The 20,707-nt window shown below is 66.9% G+C and carries 20 protein-coding genes and 1 tRNA gene; 11 read left to right on the top strand and 10 right to left on the bottom strand.

Going from position 1 to position 20,707, the window contains the following annotated elements:
- Nucleotides 1–39 precede the first annotated feature (39 nt).
- Together infC and V7S63_RS14815 are read right to left on the bottom strand one after the other, a co-directional pair.
- Entirely contained in the window at nt 40–582 is a 543-nt protein-coding gene (gene infC, locus V7S63_RS14820; RefSeq protein ID WP_091832415.1) for a translation initiation factor IF-3, read from the bottom strand.
- A gap of 88 nt (nt 583–670) precedes the next feature.
- Nucleotides 671–1,888, bottom strand: coding sequence for a glycosyltransferase family 4 protein (locus V7S63_RS14815; RefSeq protein ID WP_244543774.1), 1,218 nt, complete (start codon nt 1,886–1,888; stop codon nt 671–673).
- Between the two features lie 131 nt (nt 1,889–2,019).
- On the opposite strand from V7S63_RS14815, the gene V7S63_RS14810 reads away from it, so the two are divergent.
- Entirely contained in the window at nt 2,020–2,805 is a 786-nt protein-coding gene (locus V7S63_RS14810) for an alpha/beta hydrolase (protein WP_336530769.1), read from the top strand.
- 10 nt (nt 2,806–2,815) lie between these two features.
- On the opposite strand, the gene V7S63_RS14805 is transcribed toward V7S63_RS14810, so the two are convergent.
- The 7 genes from V7S63_RS14805 to V7S63_RS14775 form a co-directional block, all read right to left on the bottom strand.
- Entirely contained in the window at nt 2,816–3,070 is a 255-nt protein-coding gene (locus tag V7S63_RS14805; protein ID WP_091831714.1) for a BQ00720 family protein, read from the bottom strand.
- A 110-nt stretch (nt 3,071–3,180) separates the two neighbouring features.
- A complete protein-coding gene (locus tag V7S63_RS14800) occupies nt 3,181–3,609 on the bottom strand; it encodes an Hsp20 family protein (RefSeq protein ID WP_336530768.1) in 429 nt (142 codons plus the stop codon).
- Nucleotides 3,610–3,746: 137 nt separating this feature from the next.
- Nucleotides 3,747–4,151, bottom strand: a complete 405-nt coding sequence (locus tag V7S63_RS14795; protein ID WP_336530767.1) for a RidA family protein — start codon at nt 4,149–4,151, stop codon at nt 3,747–3,749.
- Nucleotides 4,152–4,344: 193 nt separating this feature from the next.
- Nucleotides 4,345–6,177, bottom strand: a complete 1,833-nt coding sequence (locus V7S63_RS14790) for a methyl-accepting chemotaxis protein (RefSeq protein ID WP_336530766.1) — start codon at nt 6,175–6,177, stop codon at nt 4,345–4,347.
- A gap of 334 nt (nt 6,178–6,511) precedes the next feature.
- Nucleotides 6,512–6,588: transfer RNA gene (locus V7S63_RS14785), tRNA-His, on the bottom strand.
- A gap of 125 nt (nt 6,589–6,713) precedes the next feature.
- Complete coding sequence (locus V7S63_RS14780) at nt 6,714–7,625, bottom strand: hypothetical protein (protein ID WP_336530765.1); 912 nt, start codon at nt 7,623–7,625, stop codon at nt 6,714–6,716.
- A gap of 161 nt (nt 7,626–7,786) precedes the next feature.
- The gene (locus tag V7S63_RS14775; RefSeq protein ID WP_091831724.1) at nt 7,787–8,182 is read right to left on the bottom strand and encodes a phasin; all 396 of its coding nucleotides are present in this window, start codon (nt 8,180–8,182) and stop codon (nt 7,787–7,789) included.
- A 255-nt stretch (nt 8,183–8,437) separates the two neighbouring features.
- Between V7S63_RS14775 and V7S63_RS14770 the strand changes: the two genes are divergently transcribed.
- The 10 genes from V7S63_RS14770 to V7S63_RS14725 all read left to right on the top strand — a co-directional run bounded on the left by V7S63_RS14770 (nt 8,438) and on the right by V7S63_RS14725 (nt 19,946).
- Complete coding sequence (locus V7S63_RS14770; protein WP_336530764.1) at nt 8,438–11,458, top strand: ATP-binding protein; 3,021 nt, start codon at nt 8,438–8,440, stop codon at nt 11,456–11,458.
- A gap of 119 nt (nt 11,459–11,577) precedes the next feature.
- A complete protein-coding gene (locus V7S63_RS14765) occupies nt 11,578–12,735 on the top strand; it encodes an acyl-CoA dehydrogenase family protein (protein WP_336530763.1) in 1,158 nt (385 codons plus the stop codon).
- A 68-nt stretch (nt 12,736–12,803) separates the two neighbouring features.
- The gene (locus tag V7S63_RS14760) at nt 12,804–13,466 is read left to right on the top strand and encodes a glutathione S-transferase family protein (RefSeq protein WP_336530762.1); all 663 of its coding nucleotides are present in this window, start codon (nt 12,804–12,806) and stop codon (nt 13,464–13,466) included.
- An 84-nt stretch (nt 13,467–13,550) separates the two neighbouring features.
- Nucleotides 13,551–14,492, top strand: coding sequence for a DMT family transporter (locus tag V7S63_RS14755; RefSeq protein WP_336530761.1), 942 nt, complete (start codon nt 13,551–13,553; stop codon nt 14,490–14,492).
- Nucleotides 14,493–14,724: 232 nt separating this feature from the next.
- Nucleotides 14,725–15,714: a LysR family transcriptional regulator gene (locus tag V7S63_RS14750; protein WP_336530760.1), complete on the top strand. Its 990-nt coding sequence runs from the start codon at nt 14,725–14,727 to the stop codon at nt 15,712–15,714.
- Nucleotides 15,714–16,232 (top strand): tripartite tricarboxylate transporter TctB family protein, encoded by a 519-nt coding sequence (locus V7S63_RS14745; protein ID WP_336530759.1) that lies wholly within the window; start codon nt 15,714–15,716, stop codon nt 16,230–16,232. The genes V7S63_RS14750 and V7S63_RS14745 overlap by 1 nt, the downstream gene beginning before the upstream one ends.
- 3 nt (nt 16,233–16,235) lie before the next feature.
- The gene (locus V7S63_RS14740; protein ID WP_100959075.1) at nt 16,236–17,738 is read left to right on the top strand and encodes a tripartite tricarboxylate transporter permease; all 1,503 of its coding nucleotides are present in this window, start codon (nt 16,236–16,238) and stop codon (nt 17,736–17,738) included.
- A 61-nt stretch (nt 17,739–17,799) separates the two neighbouring features.
- Nucleotides 17,800–18,771, top strand: coding sequence for a tripartite tricarboxylate transporter substrate-binding protein (locus V7S63_RS14735; protein ID WP_336530758.1), 972 nt, complete (start codon nt 17,800–17,802; stop codon nt 18,769–18,771).
- Nucleotides 18,772–18,851: 80 nt separating this feature from the next.
- A complete protein-coding gene (locus V7S63_RS14730; protein ID WP_336530757.1) occupies nt 18,852–19,397 on the top strand; it encodes an ureidoglycolate lyase in 546 nt (181 codons plus the stop codon).
- A gap of 102 nt (nt 19,398–19,499) precedes the next feature.
- The gene (locus V7S63_RS14725) at nt 19,500–19,946 is read left to right on the top strand and encodes a DUF1236 domain-containing protein (protein WP_091831747.1); all 447 of its coding nucleotides are present in this window, start codon (nt 19,500–19,502) and stop codon (nt 19,944–19,946) included.
- 97 nt (nt 19,947–20,043) lie between these two features.
- Here the strand turns inward: V7S63_RS14725 and upp are convergent, their stop codons facing one another.
- Entirely contained in the window at nt 20,044–20,685 is a 642-nt protein-coding gene (gene upp / locus V7S63_RS14720; protein ID WP_100959125.1) for a uracil phosphoribosyltransferase, read from the bottom strand.
- Nucleotides 20,686–20,707 lie beyond the last annotated feature (22 nt).

Raw genomic sequence — 20,707 nt, 5'->3', positions numbered from 1 at the left:
GCAGTGCGCCCTTTTTCACGTCTTCGTGACGCCCGCGCCTTATCGGGGCGCGAGCACCATGACCATCTGGCGGCCTTCGAGCTGCCAGTCGCTCTCGACCTTGGCGACGTCGACGGTATCGACCTTGACGCGCTCCAGCACCTTCACGCCGAGGTCCTGGTGCGCCATCTCGCGGCCGCGGAAGCGCAAGGTGACCTTCACCTTGTCGCCCTCCTCGAAGAAGCCGTGCATCGCCTTCATCTTCACGTCGTAGTCGTGCTTGTCGATGCCGGGGCGAAGCTTGATTTCCTTGATCTCGATGGTGCGCTGCTTCTTGCGCGCCTCGGACGCCTTCTTCTGCTCGAGAAAGCGGAAGCGGCCGTAGTCGAGGATCTTGCAGACCGGAGGCACAGAATTGGGGGCGATCTCGACCAGATCGAGACCGGCGTCCTCGGCAATCTTGAGCGCCTCGAAGAACGAGACCACGCCACGATTGGCGCCGGTATCGTCGATGAGCTGGACGTCGCGGACGCCACGGATGTCGCGGTTGGCGCGAGGACCGTCCTTGACGGGGGCTGGTGCGGCACGGAATGGACGACGAATGGCTGTATTCTCCTGTGAATGGCGCGCATCGCGCCGTTGGTGAGACACATTGCACAACGCGAAGCGTTGTCAATGGATCAGGCCGGTTTCAGCGCCCGAGCAGGGCGCAATAGACATCGAGTGTGTCATTGACCATCGAGGCCAATGAGAAGTGGCGCTCGACATGCAGCCGGGCGCGGCGCGCCAGCGCATCGCGGGCGGAGGGGCGCAGTGCCAGCGCCTCGCGCAGGGCTTGCGCGAGCGCCGCCGCATCATCGGGTGGGACGTGCCAGCCGGATCGTTCCTGCGGCGCGACCTGGGGCGGAGCCAGCACCGTCTCCGGCACGGCGCCGAGATTGGAGACGACGACCGGCGTGCCCATGGCCTGCGCCTCTACTGCGACACGGCCGAAGGCTTCCGGCTCCGTCGAGGGTACCGCCACCACGGCCGCCGCCAGGAAGGCGGCCGGCATGTCCGCGCAATGGCCGACGCGGCGGACCCGGCCCTCCAGCCCGGCCCTGGCAATGGCGTCGTCGAGCTCGCGGACATAGCCATCGCGGCCTTGAGCGTCGCCGGCGAGAATGAAGGCGGTGTCCTCATCGCCGGCATCACGCAATTGGCGCGCCGCCTCGATCAGCACCTTCTGGCCTTTCCAGCCGGTGAGCCGGCCAGGCAGCAGCACGATGCGCTGATGCGGCTCGACGCCCCAGGCGCTGCGCAGGGCGCTGATCCGCTCCGGGCTCACCGCCGACGGCGCGAAGGCGGAGAAATCGGTACCGCGATGGACGACGCGGATGCGATCGCGGGCGAAGGGGTGGCGGGCGCGGATCAGGTCGGCGGTGTAGCCGGAGTTGGCGATGACGACGTCGCTGCGCGCCATCACCGAATTGTACAGGTTCTTCACCACCGAGCGGGCATTGTAGGAGCCGTGATAGGTGGTGACAAAGGGGAGCTTCAGCGCCCGCGTCGCCGCCAGCGCGACCCAGGCCGGCGCCCGCGAACGGGCGTGAACGAGCTCGACCCGCTCGCGCTTGCAGAGCAGGGCGAAGGTCCGCACGTTGAGCAGCATCGAGACGGGGTTCTTGGCCGCCGCCGGAAACGGCAGCCAGATGCCGCCCTTGGCCTGCAGCTCGGCGACGAGCCGCCCACCCTCCGTCGCGACCAGCGCCCGCGCGCCGACCTCGGTCAGCCCAGCGGCGATGTCGACCGCAGTGCGCTCGGCGCCGCCGGCTTCCAGCTCCGGGATGATCTGCAGCACGGTGCGCCCGGCCAGCGGATGCGTCTCGGTCGACGGCAGGGAGAGGTGCGCGCCGGAACGCAGGGAGATGCTCACTATTCGAAAGGGCCTTCTGCTTGGCGACTCGCCGATGCTATCGGGGTCGTGATGATCACAAAATCGGGCGGGATTGCAGCAGGGTTATACCTGCTTTCGCCCGGTTCATCACAGGAGAGATTAAAGTGACGAGGCCCCAGCCGCAATTTCTGAGCGTCGGCTCCGGCGCGGAACGCCGGGAGATCGCAGTGCTGACGCAAGCCGGCAAGGGCCCGCCGGTGGTCTGGCTCGGCGGCTTGCGTTCGGACATGCGCGCGACCAAGGCCGAGGCGCTGGCCGCTTGGGCCGAGCGCACCGGGCGCGCCTTCATCCGCTTCGACTATGCCGGCCATGGCGAATCGGGCGGCGAATTCGCACAATGGACGATGTCGCACTGGATCGAGGATGCGCAGGCTGTCCTCGCCGCGCATACGCAAGGCCCTGCCGTCCTGGTCGGCTCGTCCATGGGCGGCTGGGTCGCGCTGCTGACGACGCTGAAACTGCGCAAGACCACCCCGGACCTGCAGCCCGCCGGCCTCGTCCTGATCGCGCCGGCTGTCGACTTCACCGAGGAGCTGATGTGGGCGCAGATGCCGGAGGCGATCCGCGTGACGATCCTCAGGGACGGCGTCTGGCAGCGGCCTTCGGAGTATTCTCCCGAACCGATGCCGATCACGCGGGCGCTGATCGAGGACGGACGGAACCATCTCCTGTTCGGGCACCCGCTCGAAACCGGCTGCCCCATCCATATCCTGCAGGGAATGAAGGATCCCGACGTGCCCTATGGTCAGGCGCTCAAGCTGGTCGAGCATCTGCCGCACGATCCGGTCGTGCTGACCCTTGTCAAGGACGGCGACCATCGCCTGTCGACGCCGGAGGACATCGCACGCCTCGTCGCCGCCGTCGAGGGCATCGCGCCCACGACGGCATAGACGTTTCGGGTCAGTGCAGGCTGACCATCCGGAGATCGTGCTCCCAGGCGTTGGCCGTCGCGGCCTCGCGGGAATCGGTCACCAGGATCGGCGCGCCATCGGCTGCAAGCAGCGCGAAGAGCTGCAGGCCGGGTTCGATATCCGGTGCCTGCGGAAAGATGCGGGCCAGCTCATCCGACATGATCGGCTTGAGATAGGCGACCTGGCCGTTGCCGAGAGCGGCGAATTCGGCCGTGGTCAGAGGGTTGTTTCTGGTCTCAGTCATCGCGCCCTCCTTCAGAGCAGTGCGAGGCGGTTTGATTGTGCATCCTTGATCATGAACGGAAGGCAAACCGCATGCCTTTCTCGTAAAGACCTTCTGTAGCCCTCAGGGGCCTAGTCGCGGCTCATGATATCGATACGCCTGACGAGCCGTTCCGGTTCCGGACGGGCCAGATCGATGGCGAGCAGCCCGTTCGAGAGATCAGCCCCCAGGACCTGCATGCCGTCGGCGAGCAGGAAGGAGCGCTGGAACTGCCGCGCGGCGATGCCGCGATGCAGGAAATGCCGCGTCTTCTCGTCGACCTGCCGGCCGCGGATGGTCAGCTGGTTTTCCTCCAGCGTGATCTCGAGCTGGTCGCGCGAGAACCCGGCCACGGCGAGCGTGATCCTGAGCTTGTCGGGCTCATCCTCCGTGCGCGGCATGCGCTCGATATTATAGGGCGGATAGCCATCGCCGGCGCCTTTGGCGACACGGTCGAGTGCCCGCTCGATATCGTCGAAGCCGAGCAGAAAGGGATGCGACAGGCTAGGCGGACGCGTCATCACGAAGCCCTTGAAAAGGCGCCTCTGGAACTATCGGAGCCCGCTTGCGCAGCACCCCGCACGCGAAAGGCGAACCCAACCGCGTGACTGAGATATGGCGAGCGGCGCGTGCCGCCGCAAGCCCTGCGGACGACGCCTCAATCCAGCGCCGCGATCGCCTCGATCTCGATCAGCAGGCGCGGATCGACGAGCGCGGTGACGCCGACCATGGTGCTCGCCGGATAGGGACCATCGCCGAGATACTTCATCCGCACCTTGCGTACGGCGACCGCCTTCTCGGTGCTGAGCCCGACGACGTAGGTCACCAGCTTGAACACTTTCGTGAAGTCGGTGCCGGCGGCGGCCAGGGCGGCGGCGAGGTTGGCGTAGACCTGCTCGGCCTGGGCGGCGATATCCCCCTCCCCGACCACCTTGCCCATCGGGTCGTAAGCGACCTGGCCGGAGACATGCACCTGCTTGCCGGCCTCGACGATCGCGAGGTGCGAATAGCCGGTCGGCGGAGAGAGCGACGCGGGATTGAGAAGATCGATCTTGCTGGGCATGGAGGGGCTCCCGAGGCTGGAGCGCGCAACGCCGCGCGAACCGGCCGCAAGCTAGAGGCTGCGGGGCAGCATGTGCAAATGCCCGGGAGCGGCATGACCGGACCAGGGCGCACTGTCGCCAGCGCGCCCTGGGCCCCGACACAGTCAGAAGTCGGTTGCGCTCGCCGATCTGCCGGCGCGTGCAGTCGCCGGCTTAGAACTCTTCCCAGCCCGCCGCAGAGCCATTGGCGACCCGGCGTTGACTTGAACCTGCCTGACGGGAAACCGGGGCGGAAGCCGGGCGCGCCATCTGGGCGGCCGCTTGCCGCAACTGAGCCACGCCTTCGACCGTGCGATCGCCTTTCGTCGCCACGCCCGCGACGCGGAAGCCGCCCACGAGCCCCTGCAGCGAGTCGGTTGCCAATTGCAGCTCCGCTGCGACGCTCGCACTCTGATCGGCCATCGACGAATTGCGCTGGGTCAGCTCGTCCATATGGGCGACAACCTTCGCCACTTCCTCGATCCCGTTCGCCTGCTCGCGCGAGGCGCTCTTGATCTCGTCCAACGCGGCAGAGACGCTGGTCGAGGAGGTGACGATCTCGCCCAGCGCCGACCCAGCCTGCTGGACGAGTCTGACGCCTCCTGCAACCTCGGCAGTGGAATTGGTGATCAGCTTCTTGATGTCGTTGGCCGCATCGCTGGAGCGCTGCGCCAGCGTGCGCACCTCCGATGCGACGACTGCGAAGCCCTTGCCGGCATCCCCCGCCCTCGCCGCCTCGACGGCCGCATTCAAGGCGAGCAGATTGGTCTGGAACGCGATGTCGTCGATGACGCGGATGATCTCGCCGATATCGCCGGACGCCTTCTCGATCCGCTCCATCGCGATCACCGCATCGCCCACGATGGCTCCGCCTCGGTTGGCGACGCCATTGGCCACGGCCCCGAGTTCAGCCGCCTCGCGAGCGCGCTCGAAGCTCTGCTTCACGGAAGCCGCGAGCTCCTCCGTGGTCGCGGCGGTCTCTTCGAGGGATGCGGCCTGTTCTTCCGTGCGCTGAGCAAGATCCTTGCTGTCCGAACCAATGCGACGCGATCCGACGGAGATGCGCTCGGAAATTCCGGTGACGGTCTGAATCACGTTCGAGAACGTATCCAGAAGCTCATTGATGCCATTGCAGAGTTCGCCGATCTCTCCGGACTTGCCATCCAGTGGCACGCGCTGCGTCAAATCCTTCGCCTGCGTGGCCACGATGACGGAGCGCGTTTGCTCCACCGCTGCCTCGAGCGCCGCGGTGGCGAGCTTGCTGGCCGTGATGTCGGTGGCGTATTTGACGACCTTGTAGGGCTTACCCAGTGAATCGAGGATCGGGTTGTAGCTCGCCTGGATCCAGACCTTGCGGCCGCCCTTGCCGATCCGCAGATACTGGTTCTCGTCGTATTCGCCGCATGCGAGCTTTTGCCAGAACCGGGCGTAAGCCTCGGTGTCGCGCTCGAGCGGCTGCACGAACATCGAATGGTGCTGTCCCTTGACTTCACCGATCGTATAGCCCAGCGCCCTCAGGAAGTTCTCGTTGGCGTCGAGAACCTTGCCCGTCAGATCGAACTCGATGACCGCCTGCGCCTTCCTGATCGCCGCGAGCTGACCTTCAGCATTCGACACCGCTTCCTTGATGCCGGTGATGTCGTTGGCGTACTTGATCACCTTGAACGGCCGCTTGCCGTCGGTTCCGCAGATCGGCGTGTAGGTCGCCTGAAGCCAGACCCGCTTGCCGCTCTTGGCAACGCGCGCGAACTGCGCCTGGAACGCCTTGCCCCCGCTCAGATCCTGCCAGAAGCTGCGATAGGCTTCCGTAGCCCTCTCCTCGCGCGGCACGAACATGGAGTGATGCTGCCCAATGATCTCGGAACGCTGGTAACCGACAGCCTGCAGGAACAGATCGTTTGCCTCGATGATCTTGCCGTCGAGATCAAATTCGATGACGGCCTGCCAACGTCGAATCGACATCGCCTCGGCAGTCGCTTGTGTCCCGCTCTTTTTGAAAAGATTCATTCAGGCCGCCCCTTGACCGCAAAGTTAATGCCGCAACGTCAATGACGTTTAATGAAGATCGTTAGCAAAGCATTACGCGGAACGGGGCCAACGCTCGCGCCCAGAGTTTTTGCGCTCTGTCTGGATATTATCCAGTACAATAATCTACTATAGGCTGCAGTCGGATTGATGGAGCAAAGCCCAACCGCCCGGGCCCATGCCGAATGTTTCGTGGAGGACTGCGGAAGCCATGAGCGAGGGCATGGCAATCGAGCGTCCGGCTGGCCACACCAGGACGCAACCGGGTCGGAACTACGCCGGTCCTATTCAGAACGATAATCCGGGGATATCGCGATGGTACAGCCACCCCGGCTTGAACGGGGGACCTCTAGATCCACAATCTAGCGCTCTAACCAACTGAGCTATGGCTGCACGGCTCGCGCCGAAGTCGCGACCTTGGAACCGATCCGGCGACGGCGCGGAACCTAGTGCCACGCCTCGCCGAATGCAACGGCAAATACAGGGCCGGGCGTGGAAAACCGCGCCGGCCTTCAAAATCAGCGGCGGGGCAGTTCCTGGCGCGCCGTCGCGGCGAGATCGCCGAGATGGGCGGCGAAGGATTCGTAGCTGCGGCGGAAGGCCTTGGTCTGGAGCGCGACCGCATCTGCAGTGCTCTGCGTGCGCGCCAGGGTCTCGACCTCGCCCAGCGTCGCCTTGAGCTCGGCGCAGGCATGGTCGAGAACCTTGGCCTGGACGACGCCGAAGGCGCGGGTGACTGCCAGGGCCGGCTCGATCCAGACGGCTGCCGAGAAAGCGGCGATGGGAGCCGGCTTCCGCGCCTCGACCGGCTTGGCGACAACGGGGGCGATCGCCACAGGCGCCGCAACGGGCTTGGCTGGCTGAACGGCTTCAGTGACCTTGGCCGCAACGGGAGCCACCGGCTTTACAGCAGCGGGTTCGACCTTGGCGGGAGCGGGCTGCGCCTTGACCGGCTCGGCAGCGACCTTGGCACGCGCGGGCTTGAGGGCCGGAGCAGCGACCTTGGCGGAGGGCCTCGCAATCTTGGTCTTCTGCGGGGCGACACGCTTGGTGGGCTCGGCCGCAGGCTTTGCGACAGGCTTCGCTGCGGGCGCGGCGGCAACGACCGGGGCGGGCTTCACCACCGGCTGCGGGACGGCGGGCTCGGTAGCAGCAGGCTTGGGAGCAGCGGGCTTGGGAGCTGCGGGCTTGGGAGCTGCGGCAGCGGACTTCGATTCGACCTTGGGAGCGGGCGCAACCGCGACCGGATCGGCAACGGGCTTCACCTCGGCCACAGGCTTGATTTCCACCGGCTTGGATTCCAGCGGCCTGACCTCCGGAGCCTTGACGGGCGCAGCCTGCACGGCCGGCGCAACCGGCTTCGGCTCGCTCAGCGCCTTGACCGGCGCGAGGCTGACCGGCGCCTTGCCGGGGATCGTCTGCTTAGCCATCGGATCTCTCCTTCACGGTTTCGGCAGGACATGCCTGCGCGATAGACGGAGCCGGGCACGAGCGAACTCCGGCAGGGCGATTCTCGCCCCAACAAAGAGTCACGCACCGGCCCGGCCGCTTGGTCGTGAAAGCCTGCTCCGCGCTCGCGGCGCTCAAGGCCTCACTTCAGCTTGGTCGCCTTGGCGGCGGTCTCGGCCGTCTTCTTGGCCGCATCCTGCACGCTCGCGCCGACTTCCTTGAGCTGCGCCTGCAGCGCGGCGACCTGCGCCTTCAGGAATTCGGACTGGTGCTGGAGCACCTCGTTCATGTCCTTGGACTTGACCAGCTTGTCGGCGAGATCGAAGGCGGCCGCGATATTGTTCTCGGCATAGGACATCGCCTTCTTGGTCATGTCCTGCACGTTGACGCGGGCCGACTCGGCCGAGCCATGGGCGCTGTCGACCGCCTTTTGGGCGGCACCGATGAAGCCGTCGAAGGCCTTGCGCGCCTGATCGACGCTCTTTTCGGCGAAATCGCGCATCTCGGTGGGAACTTCGTAGGGAAGCTTGCCGTCCATGGTAGGTCCTCCTGCGACCGAGCCAAGCGTCCGCGCCGTCTCCGGCGCCGCGCTCCTATTGTGCACTGCAATATCATTATTGCAGTGCAATGACAATGCCGCCACCGAGACGGCGGCGGCGGCATATTAACGCTGTTTTGAAACGTCAGGGGAGAGGCCGGGTTCCCGCATGGATTCACCCCGCTCGCGCAGTTATTAAAGATTTGTTAGGCATATTCGCGCGGGCTGGAGTCGCCAGCAGCAGAGCGGAGCAGGATGAGCGAATCCGGACAGGATTGGAACGGCCTCACCGGCGCCCTGGCGCTGGATCCCGCGCTCGCGGGCTTTGCCCGTGACGGCGCGCTGCTGCTCTGGCCCGCCGACGGCGACGCCCCGGCCTTCGCCAACGCCGGCGGCCGGGCCCTGCTCGACGCGTTCGGCGGAGCCGCCAAGCTTCCCGCGGCGACTCGTGAGCGTTTACGGCTGCTTGCCGGCGGGCTCGCCTCACCGACGGCGCTGAGGCTGGAACGATTGCGGCTCGGCGCCTCCCTCGCAGGGCTCGTGACCTGCGGCTGCAAGCGCATCGAGACCGACTCCGGCCTGGCGCTGGCGATCGGCGTCACCGCCTCCGAATTGCGCCGCCTCGGCATCACCGTGCCGAGGGACGAGCCGGCGGCGGTTGCTGCCCCCTCTCCTGCCGCGCCCTCGGCGGCGCCTGTCATGGCAGGCACCACCGGCGAATCACCCGAGCAGCCGCGCCGCGCCAATCTACGCTTCCTGTGGGAAAGCGACCTCGACGGGACGCTGGTCAGCCTGTCGCAGGACTTCGCGGCGCTGGTCGGCCAGAAGGTCGCGAGCGCGACGCAGGGACGCAACTGGTCCGCGCTGCTCGCCAGCGACGTCGTCGATCTCGAGGGCGACCTGGCGACACGCCTCGCGACCTCCTCGACCTGGAGCGGCCGGGCCGTGCTCTGGCGCGTTTCTCCGGCCGAAGGCGCACGCGTCGAGCTGTCCGGCTTCCCGCTGTTCGATAGTGAGCGCAATCCCGCCGGCTTCCGCGGCTTCGGCCTCGCCCGCTCGCCCGCCAACGAGACTTTCCCGCGGCGGGAAACGCCTGAAGCGAACATCGCTTCCTTAGTTCCGGAGGCCGATATCCCGGCGGCAGAACCGCCGATCGCAGCTATCGCGGAAGCCCCCACGCCCGCAATTCCTTCGATCGAAACCGCCGAGGCGGCGCCGATCGAGCCGGCTCGGCCAGAGGCCGGCGACGACGAGACCGACGGCGTGCCGACTGATCCGGACGCGCCCGCCGAGGCGTCCTCCGAGCCGGACGAAACCGTGGAAGCGCAAGACGCGCCGGCCGAGCCCGAAGCGTCGGATGACGATGCCACGACAGAGCAAGCCGAAGACGGAGGCGAGGCCGCCAAGGCCAGCGAACCGCCGCCGGCTGGCGAAGCGCCGCCGGCCAATGTCGTGCCGCTGCGCAATGGCCATCTGGCCGCCGTTCGCCCGGTGCTCGAGCCGTCCAAGACCCTGCTCTCCTCGGCCGAACGCAATGCCTTCCGCGAGATCGCCAAGGCGCTCGGCGCCCGCATCGCCGGCGAAGAAGACGAGCCAGGCGGCCCGCGTCTGCCGGTCGCGGCGCAACTGCGCGTGCGAGAGAAGGAGGCGAACGACGCCAAGGACGAATCGTCTGCCACGATTCCCTCGACTGCTGCGCCGGTGCAGCCCTCGGCTTCGGAAGGGCGCCCCCGCGTCGCCAACGCCCATGCGGAGATCCTGGACCGACTCCCGATCGCCGTGCTGGTCAATCGCGACGAGACGGCACTCTACGCCAACCGCACCCTGCTCGACCTGCTGGATTATGCCGATCTCGACGATCTCTCGGCGGCGGGCGGCATCAGCACGCTGATCAGGGGCGTGAGCCGCAGCAGCGACGGCGCGATGATCCTGGTCGACCGCAAGGGCGGGCTGATCAGCGTCGACGGCCGGCTCTCCAGCGTGAGCTGGCAGGGCGAGCCCGCGACGCTGATGGCCTTCCGCAACAGCGTGCCGGGCGGCGACCTCAGGATGCTGACGCCCGAGGAGGCGGAAGAGCAGGAGCTCGCGGCCGAGTTCGCGGCGGAGGAAGAAGAGGCCACGTCCCGCGTCGAGCAGCTGCGGCTGGAGGGACAGGCCAACGACGCTCGCGTATCCGAGCTGTCTGCAATGCTCGACACCGCGACGGATGGCGTCGTCACCGTCGACGGGCGCGGGCGCATCCTGTCGCTCAACAAGAGCGCCGAGGCGCTGTTCGGCTATGACCAGCGCGAGGTTGCCGGCGAGCTCTTCACGCTGCTCTTCGCGCCGGAGAGTCATTCGCCCGCCCTCGACTATCTCGATGGGCTGATCGGCGGCGGCGTCGCCTCGCTGATGAATGATGGCCGCGAGGTCATCGGCCGCGTGCGCCAGGGCGGGCGCATCCCGCTGTTCATGACCATGGGCCGCATCGCCGAAGGGCCGGACAGCAAGTTCTGCGCGGTCCTGCGCGACATCACCGCCTGGAAGAAGACCGAGGGCGAGCTGGTCGAAGCGCGCAAGAGCGCCGAGAAGGCGAGCGCGCAGAAATCAGACGTGCTGGCCAAGATCAGCCACGAGATCCGCACGCCGCTCAACGCCATCATCGGCTTCGCCGAGGTGATGGCGGAGGAGCGCTTCGGCCCGATCGAGAACGAGCGCTACAAGGAGTATCTGCGCGACATCCACCTGTCGGGCGGCTACGTCATCAGCCTGGTCAACGATCTGCTCGACCTCGCCAAGATCGAGGCCGGCAAGCTCGACCTCGACTTCGTCAGCGTCAACCTGAACGAGATCGCGCTCTCGGCCGTCAATCTGCTGCAGCCGGAAGCCCAGCGCGGCCGCGTCGTGCTGCGCTCCGGTCTCGCGCCGAAGCTGCCGCCGGTGGTCGCCGACGAGCGTTCGCTGCGCCAGATCGTGATCAACCTGCTCTCCAATGCGGTGAAGTTCACCGATGCCGGCGGACAGGTGATCGTCTCGACGGCGCTCGGCGACCAGGGCGAGGCGATCCTGCGGGTCCGCGACACCGGCATCGGCATGGACGATGACGAGATCAAATTGGCGCTGGAGCCGTTCCGGCAGGTGCCGACGACGCGCAGATCGGGTGGGACCGGCCTCGGCCTGCCCCTGACCAAGGCGCTGGTCGAAGCCAACCGCGCGGCGCTCTCCATCACCAGCGTCAAGAAGGAAGGCACACTGGTCGAGGTCACCTTCCCGCCGCAACGGGTGCTGGCAAGCTGAGCCTCAACTGCGCGGACAGCGCCTCAATGCGCACGCCGGGGAAAGCGGAGCCGCGCATTGGCGCACGGCGCAGCTCGCTCTAGACTTCGCGCCCCTGCCCCCGATCGGTGAGCATCCGCATGCAGTTCGCGCTCAGCGAAGAAGAAGAACTCATCCGCGAGAGCGCGCGCAAGCTCGCGGCGGATCGGCTGGCGCCATTGGCCGAGCAGCTCGACCGCGGCGAGGGCCGAGCCGAGTTCCTTGCCAACCTCAAGCTGCTCGCCGAAAACGGCTTCATGGCGCTCAACGTCAAGGGCCTGTTCGGCGGAACCGAGGCCGGCACCGTTTCCTTCGCCCTGGCGCTGGAGGAACTCGCCGCCGCCTGCGCCTCGACTGCGGTCACGACGTCGGTGACCAACATGGTCGGCGAAGTCATCCAGGCCGTCGGCAACGAGGCGCAGAAATCGACCTATCTGCCGAAGCTGGCTGACGGCACCTATCCGGCCGGGGCCTTCTGCCTTACCGAGTCAGGGGCGGGCTCGGACCCCGCCGGCATGAAGCTGCGCGCCCGGCGCGACGGCGATAGCTACGTCCTCGATGGCCAGAAGATCTACATCACCTCCGGCGAATATGCCGGGCTCTTCGTCGTCTGGGGCGTGACCAATCCCGAGGCGCCGAAGGGCAAGGGCATCTCGGTCTTCCTGGTGCCGGCCGATACGCCCGGGGTCAGCGTCGGCAAGGCCGAAAAGAAGATGGGCCAGACCGGCTCGGCGACCAACACCATCCATTTCGACGCCGCGCGCATCCCCGCCGCCAACCTGATGGGCAAGGAGAACGACGGCTTCCGCGTCGCCGTCGGCGAGCTCGCCGGCGGGCGCATCGGCGTCGCCTCGGTCTCGCTCGGCATCGCCCGCGCCGCGATGGACGCCGCCAAGTCCTATGCCCGGGAGCGCAAGCAGTTCGGGCAGGCGATCTCCGACTTCCAGGGCCTGCAGTGGATGATCGCCGACCGCGAGCTCGACCTGCACGCGGCGCGCCTCCTGATCCTCGATGCCGCCGCGAAGAAGGATCGCGGCGAGCCCTTCGCCAAGGAGGCCTCGATGGCCAAGCTCTTCGCCTCGGAGGCGGCACATCGCTGCACCGATACGGCGATCCAGATCCATGGCGGGGCCGGCTATTGCCGCGACTTCCCGGTCGAGCGCTATGCGCGCGACGCCCGCATCACCCGGATCTACGAAGGAACCTCCGAGATCCAGCGCCTGATCATCGCGCGCGAGACCTTGCGTCAGCTCGGCTGAGCTTCGTAGAATTTTCTTCTCCGCATCCGCTGGATTCGGAGCTCCTCCCGTCTGCCGGAATCCTGCCCATGTCCCTGACCATCTATGGCTGCTATCGCTCGCGCGCGACGCGCAATGTCTGGCTCGCCAACGAGCTCGGCATCACCTTCAAGCATGTGCCGGTGATCCAGGCCTATCGCCTGCCCGATCCCGACGCCCCGGGCGCGCCGATCCATACGCGCAGCGCCGAGTTCATGGCGGTCAACCCGAACGGCCATGTCCCGTCGATCGACGATGACGGCTTCGTCATGCACGAATCGCTGGCGATCAACCTCTACCTCGCCCGCAAGCATGGCGGGCCGGTCGCGCCGAAGGACGTCCAGGAGGAGGGGCTCGCCGCGATGTGGGCGCTCTGGGCCGCGACCGAATGCGAGACGAACGCGCTCAACCTGACCTACCATCTCGCCGCCTATCCGCCGGAGAAGCGTGATCCGGCCATCGTTAGCAAGGCGCTCGAGGCGCTGGCCGCGCCATTCGCCGTGCTCGACAAGGCCCTGGCGGACGGCGGCGGCTATGTCATGGGCGGGCGCTTCACCGTCGCCGACATCAATGTCGGCGAGGTCATCCGCTACGCCAAGCCGGCGACGCAGCTCTTCGATGCCGCGCCGAACGTCAAGGCCTGGCTCGACAAGCTGCATCAGCGCCCCGCCTTCAAGGCGATGTGGGCGGCGCGCGATGCGGAGCCGGCATAACGCTCTGGCGGAAATCGGGTGGCCGGGTCCGGCCCGGCCACCTACTGACGCAGGATGACCGGCCCTGCGAGGACAGATTGCGCCATGACACAGCCAACCTCTGCTCTCTCGCTCCGCATGGGCCCGACGGAATGGCTCCTGCTCGTCGCCCTCTCGATCCTGTGGGGCGGTTCGTTCTTCTTCAACAAGATCACCGTGGCGGAATGGCCGCCCTTCGCCGTCGTGCAGGTGCGCGTCGGTCTGGCGGCGCTGGCGCTGCTGCTGGTGGTGCGGATCACCGGGCACTCGATGGCGGTCGGCCGCAGCGTCTGGCTTGCCTTCTTCGGCATGGGCATCCTCAACAACCTCATCCCGTTCAGCCTGTTTCTCTGGGGCCAGCAGCAGATCGCCAGTGGCCTCGCCTCGATCCTGAACGCGACGACGCCGATCTTCTCGGTGCTGGTGATGCACTGCTTCGCCAATGAGAAGGCGACCGGGCTGAAGCTCGGCGGCGTCCTGGCTGGTCTCGTCGGCGTCGGTATCCTGATGGGTCCCGATGCACTCGGAGGCCTCGGCTCCAACCTGGCGGCGCAGCTCGCCTGCGTCCTCGCCGCGGTGTCCTATGCCTTTTCCGGCCTGTTCGGACGGCGCTTCCGCGGCATGCCGCCGCTCGTCGCGGCCACGGGGCAGCTCACGGCCTCGACGGTGATGATCGTCCCGATCGTCTTTTTCCTGCATCCGCCGTGGACGCTGCCGGTGCCCTCGCAACAGGCGATCCTGGCGGCGGTCGGCCTCGCCCTGATCTCGACGGCGCTGGCCTACATCCTCTTCTTCAGGATCATGCGCACAGCCGGGCCCAGCAACGTCATGCTGGTGACCTTCCTGATCCCGGTCAGCGCCATACTGCTCGGCTCCGGGCTTCTTGGCGAAGAGCTTCTGCCCCGCCATTTCGCCGGTATGGCGGCGATCTTTGTCGGGCTTGCCCTGATCGACGGCCGCGTGGCCGGGTTATGGAGCAGGCGGCGGGCGAACCTGCCGACAGCTTGACCAGCTTCGGCCGGCGTCCATAAACTCCTGTAAAATCAATTCATTGCGCTCGGCTCAAGCATGCGAGCGGCGTTCCCCCCTGTGGACACCCTTCCCGTTGCAGCAAGCTTTGTTGCCAATAAATTATGAATTGCTCTAGGGTCGCAAAACCGGCGGATAGCGCTAAAGGGCATAACCGAAACAACTGGCAGATATCACAAAAAGCGATACGCCAGAGGGGAGCGCGACAACCATGGACCTGCGGCAACTGCGATGTTTCATCGCGGTGGCGGAAGAGCTGCACTTCGGCCGGGCAGCCGAGCGGCTCGGCCTCGCACCACCAGCCCTTTCACGCCAGATCAGCGCGCTCGAGGACGAGCTCGGCGTCAGCCTGCTGACGCGCACCACCCGGCAGGTCGCGCTCACGCGCGCCGGCCTGATCATGCTCGAGGAAGCCAAGGCCATCCTCGTCCGGATGGAACGCGCATCGCGCTCGGTGCGCGAAGCGTCGCTGGCCTCTAGCAAGGTCCTGCGTGTCGGCGCGATCGACGCGGCCTCGTCGAGCTTCGTGCCGGAAGCGCTGGTGACGTTCCGTTCGCGGCATCCCGGCATCGAGATCAAGTTCGTCGAGGCGATGACGGCGCCGCTGGTGCAGATGCTGGAGGCCGGCAAGCTCGACCTCGCTCTGCTGCGCCCGCCGCGCAAGCCGACCGACTGCGCCTTCGAGATTCTGCGCGTCGAGCGGCCGATCGTGGTGCTGAGCGAGAGCCACCCGCTCGCGGCGCGTGAATTCCTGACCATGCAGGACCTGGTCGGTGAGCCCTTCGTCGTACCCTCGAAGCGGATCCGCCCCTTCGCCTACGACCTCGTCATGGCTTATTTCGAGAGCGTCGGGGCGGTGCCAAACGTCACCATCGAGGCGACCGAGAAGCCGGCGATGATGTCCGCTGTCGCAGCCGGCCTCGGCATGGCGCTGGCCCCGGACTGGGTCTCGCGGCTGAGCTTCCCGGGCGTCACCATGCGGCGCCTGCGCGGCGCGCTGCTCGACCCGCCGCCGCCGGGGGCCCTCGTCGGCGTCGCCTGGCGGCCGCACCAGAAGCTCTCCGCCCGCGACGACTTCCTCGCCATCCTGCGCGAGAGCGTGACCCTGATCGACGAGGGCCACATCCTGCCGTTCAGCGTCAACGGACGTGGCAGAAAGCCTGCCATCCGCACAGCAACCACCCGAGCCGGAGGACATTGATGAGTCTGAACAAGATCGAGGCCGCGCGAGGTTGGCGCGTCCGTTCGACACAGGACCTGGCCGCCGGCCTGTTCATGATCGCGCTCGCCGCGCTGGCGCTCATCCTGTCGAGCGACCTTCCGACCGGGACGCTCCGCCAGATCGGCCCGGGCATGCTGCCCAAGGCCTTCGCCTGGATCTGCGCCGGCCTCGGCGCGGTGCTCGCCTTCAACTCGCTGCGCTACAATGGCGAGAAGCTCGCCGGCTGGTCCTGGCGCGGCGTCATCTTCGTGCTCGGCGCGGCGGTCGTCTTCGGCCTGACCATCCGCGGTTTCGAGATCGGCCCGCTCAAGGTGCCGCAGCTCGGCATGCTGATCTCCGGTCCGCTCGTCGTGATCATCTCCGGCCTAGCGGCGGAGGATGTGAAGCTCAAGGAGCTCGTGATCTTCGCGATCGCGATGACGGCGGGCTGCGCCCTGATGTTCAAATACGCGCTGGGTCTGCCGATCCCGCTGGCGCCCTGGCTGCTGGGGATCTGATCCATGAGTGAAATGCTCGCCCACCTCTCGCTGGGTTTCGGCGTCGCGCTGACGCTGAAGAACATCGCGCTCTGCTTTGTCGGTTGCCTGGTCGGCACGCTGATCGGCGTTCTGCCGGGTGTCGGCCCGGTCGCCACCATCGCGATGCTGCTGCCGATCACCTTCGGCCTCGACCCGGTCGGCGCGCTGATCATGCTCGCCGGCATCTATTACGGCGCCCAGTATGGCGGCTCGACCACCGCGATCCTGGTCAACATCCCCGGCGAGGCCACCGCCGTCGTCACCACGCTCGACGGCCATCAGATGGCCAAGCAGGGCCGCGCCGGCGTCGCGCTCGGCACCGCCGCGATCGGCTCCTTCTTCGCCGGCTGCGTCGCGACCGTGATCATCGCCGCGCTGGGCGCGCCGCTGACCCGGCTCGCCTTGCTGTTCGGCCCCGCCGAATACTTCTCGCTGATGGTGATGGGCCTGTGCTTCGCGGTCGTGCTGGCGCGCGGCTCGATCCTCAAGGCCTTCTGCATGATCATGCTCGGCCTGCTGCTCTCGACCGTCGGCACCGACCTCGAGACCGGCCAGGAGCGCATGACCTTCGGCTTCCCGCCGCTCTCCGACGGCGTCGACTTCGCCGTGCTCGCCATGGGCGTCTTCGGCTTCGCCGAGGTGTTGCGTAACCTCGAGAATCCGGAAGCGCGCGACGTGGTCAAGTCGAAGATCGGCAAGCTGCTGCCCGATTGGAACGACATCAAGCAGTCGGCGGCGCCATGCCTGCGCGGCACCTTCATCGGCGGCATCCTCGGCATTCTGCCGGGCAACGGCGCGGTGCTCGGGCCGTTCGCGAGTTATACGATCGAGAAGAAGCTCGCCAAGGATCCCTCGCGCTTCGGCAAGGGCGCGATCGAGGGCGTCGCCGGGCCAGAATCGGCCAACAACGCCGGCGCGCAGACCGCCTTCATCCCGCTGCTCACCCTCGGCATCCCGCCGAATGCGGTGATGGCGCTGATGGTCGGCGCGATGACGATCCACGGCATCATCCCCGGCCCGCAGGTCATGACCAAGAACCCCGACCTGTTCTGGGGCATGATCGCCTCGATGTGGATCGGCAACCTGATGCTGCTGATCATCAACCTGCCGCTGGTCGGCGTCTGGGTGAAGCTGCTGCAGGTGCCCTACCGCCTGATGTTCCCGGCGATCCTGATCTTCTGCTCGATCGGCATCTACTCGGTGAACAACCAGCCGGTCGACGTCGCCTTCACCGCGCTGTTCGGCCTGTTCGGCTATCTCCTGATCAAGCTCGGCTTCGAGCCGGCCCCGATGCTGCTCGGCTTCGTGCTCGGCAAGCTGATGGAAGAGAAGCTGCGCCAGGCGCTGATCATCTCGCGCGGCTCGTTCATGACCTTCATCGAGCGGCCGATCTCGGCCGGCCTGCTGCTGGTCGCCGTCGCCATCCTCGTCATCGCGCTGCTGCCGTCGATGTCGAAGAAGCGTGACGAGGTCTTCACCGAATGACGGGGTTGTCGCTCAACTCCGTTCCACCATCTTCATTGTATCTCGTCAGGGAGGACTACCCATGAAAACAATCGCCCTCGGTCTCGCCGCAGCGCTCGCCTTGGCGCTGCCGGCGCAGGCCCAGTCCAAATATCCGGAGCGCCCGATCACCATGATCGTGCCCTTCGCCGCCGGCGGCCCGACCGACATCATCGCCCGCATCGTCAGCGAGAATATGTCGAAGACGCTCGGCCAACAGATCGTGGTGGAGAACGTCGCCGGCGCCGGTGGCACCACCGGCATCACCCGCGCGGTGACCGCGGCGCCGGATGGCTACACCATCGCGATGGGGCACCTCGGCACCTTTTCGGCGGCTCCGGCGACCTATCCCGGCCTGAAGTACGACCCGATCAACGGTATGCAGACGATCGGCCTCGCCGGCGGCACGCCGATCCTGATCGTCGCCAAGAAGGCCTTCGCGCCGAAGGACCTCAAGGAGTTCGTCGCCTATGTGAAGGCGAACTCCGACAAGGTGAACGAAGCCCATGCCGGGGTCGGCTCGGTATCCTGGACGACCTGCACCCTGCTCAAGGGCCAGCTCGGCGTGCCGAAGCTGAACTCGGTCGCCTATCGCGGCACCGGTCCGGCGCTGAACGACCTCGTTTCCGGCCAGGTCGATTTCATGTGCGACCAGATCGTCAGCGTCGCCGAGCAGATCAAGGCCGGCACGATCAAGGCCTATGCGGTCGCTTCGGCCGAGCGCTCGCCTGCCCTGCCGGACGTGCCGACCACCAAGGAAGCCGGGCTGCCGGAGTACCAGATCGAGGCCTGGAACGGCATCGCCGCTCCGAAGGGCCTGCCGAAGGAGGCCGTCGACAAGCTGGTCGACGCACTCGACAAGGCGCTGAACGACGAGACTGTCAAGAAGCGCCTGCTCGATCTCGGTACCGTGCTGCCGACCAAGGAAGAGCGCACCCCGGCCGGCTTCGCCGCGCTGATCAAGCGCGATGCCGACAAGCTCTCGCCGGTGCTGTCCGCCGCGCCGAAGCAGTGAATCGGTAGACGACAAGGCTTATCGACGGCGGGCTTCACGGCCCGCCGTTTTCTTTTGGCCCTGGCGCACTAGGATGCGGCATGCGCCGCGTTGCCCTGCCCATCTCCCCGCTCTCCGCCGAAGCCTTCGCTCCCTACGGCCGTGTCCTGTCTCCATCGGGAGAGCGCGATACCGGCCGCGAGGGCTACGACATCTGGATCCAGCCCTTCGCCGCCGAAAGCCGGCCGCGGCTGCAGATCGTGCGCTACCATGCACGTCCCTTCGTGGTCGCTCTGATCGAGCGGCATCTGCATGTCACCGAGGCGCGCCAGCCGCTCGGCGGACCGCCCGCCATCATCGTCGTCGCCGAGCCCTCCGACACACCGCCGGCGCCCGAGACGCTGCGCGCCTTCCGGCTCGACGGCGAAGGCGTGCTGTTCCACCGAGGCACCTGGCACGCGATCGACGCCTATCCCGAGCACGGCAGCCACGCCGACTTCCTGTTCCTGTCGGAGGAAGCGACGGTGAACGAGCTGTTCGACAGTCCCGGCCGCGCCCCCCGACGCACCCAGGTTCACGATTTTCAAGCGGCCGGCATCGAGCTCGTGATCGACGCCAACGCCTTGTTCGAGCGGGCAAACCCCTAACTCTTGTCACGATTGTTCACACCTCGTGACCGCCTGCGCGGAACCTGAGGCAGAGCTTCCCGTTTCCCTCCCCGAGGTTCCCAGTCTGGAAGGAGAACGGATATGTTCAAGAAGCTTGCTCTCGTCACCGCCCTTGCCATCGTCCCGGCTGCGGCCTTCGCCCAGAACCCGGACGGCGCCCAGGGCGGCGCGGCCAGCGGCATCGTCGGCGGCGCGACCGCGGGTGCTGTCGGTGGCGCGGTGGTCGGCGGCCCGGTCGGCGCGGTGGTCGGCGGTGTCGGCGGCGCCGTGGTCGGTGGCTTCACCGGTGCGGTGATCGGCGACAACGCCCCGCGCTTCCGCACCTATGTGGTGGAGCAGCGCGTCCCGTCCTACACCTATGCCGAGCCGGTAACGGTCGGCACCGTTCTGCCGCAGCAGGGCGTGGTCTACCGCGAGGTGCCGGCCGAGTTCGGCGAGCGCGCCAGCGGCTATCGCTACACGGTGGTGAACAATCGCGCGGTGCTGGTCGAGCCGCAGACCCGCCGCGTTGTGCAGATCATCGAGTGATCTAGGCAGATCCGCAGGTTGCTCGCGCCATCGCGGCCTGAGCAGCCATCCCGGATCGCGAGGCCCGCCCTGGCAACGGGGCGGGCTTTTTTTGATGTCAACGCGTGCCGAACATCCGATCGCCGGCGTCGCCAAGGCCCGGCACGATATAGCCGTGATCGTTGAGGCGCTCGTCGATCGCCGCCGTCCAGATGCGCACATCCGGATGGGAATCGCGCATGCGTGCGATGCCCTCGGGCGCCGCGAGCAGGCAGACGAAGCGCAGATCCTTGGCGCCGCGCTCCTTCAGCCGGTCGACCGCCGCCACCGCCGAGTTCGCCGTCGCCAGCATCGGGTCCATCACCACGATCATGCGGTCGGCGATATCGGAGGGCGCCTTGAAATAATACTCGACAGCCTGGAGCGTCTGCGGGTCGCGATAGAGGCCGATATGGGCGACGCGGGCGGCAGGAACGAGCTCCAGCATGCCGTCGAGGAAGCCGACGCCGGCGCGCAGGATCGGCGCGAAGACCAGCTTCTTGCCGGAGATGACAGGCTGCATCGACTTCTGCAGCGGTGTCTCGATCTCGATCATCTCGGTCGGCAGGTCGCGCGTGACCTCGTAGCAGAGCAGCATGCCGATCTCGTTGAGGAGCTGGCGGAAGCTCTTGGTCGAGCGGTCCTTCTCGCGCATCAGCGTCAGCTTGTGCTGCACCAGCGGGTGGTCGACGACGGTGACGCCGTTAGCGCTCGTGGCCATGCAGTCCTGATCCCCTTCGTCT

Source organism: Allobosea sp. CCNWLY174 (assembly GCF_037120455.1).
GTDB classification, from domain to species: Bacteria; Pseudomonadota; Alphaproteobacteria; order Rhizobiales; family Beijerinckiaceae; genus Allobosea; species Allobosea lupini.
The sequence above is the reverse complement of the archived record's forward strand: the minus strand, read 5'-3'. Positions and strand labels throughout refer to the sequence as shown.